Here is a 300-nt window from a genome sequence, read left to right on the forward strand (position 1 = left end):
CTACCGCGGCTACCCGATCGACCAGGTCGCCTCCAACTGCACGTTCCTCGAGGTCGCCTGGCTCCTCATCTACGGCGAGCTGCCGTCCCACACCGAGCTCGACCACTTCGACGCCCGCATCCGCCGGCACACGCTCCTGCACGAGGACCTCCGTCGTCTGTTCGACGCCCTCCCGCACTCGGCACACCCGATGTCCGTCCTGTCCAGCGCCGTCAGTGCCCTGTCGACGTACTACGAGGACGACATGGACGTCGACGACCCCGAGAAGGTCGAGCTCCAGACCGTCCGGCTCCTCGCCAA

1 protein-coding gene is annotated in these 300 nt (G+C 67.3%); it reads left to right on the plus strand.

Features of this window, described 5'->3' with window-relative positions; genetic code table 11:
* Nucleotides 1-300: citrate/2-methylcitrate synthase (locus tag BIU99_RS15960; RefSeq protein ID WP_305790385.1), on the plus strand; the 300-nt coding region annotated here is incomplete at both ends.

The organism is Plantibacter sp. MMLR14_011, from assembly GCF_001865025.1.
In the GTDB taxonomy this organism is placed as follows: domain Bacteria; phylum Actinomycetota; class Actinomycetes; order Actinomycetales; family Microbacteriaceae; genus Plantibacter; species Plantibacter flavus_A.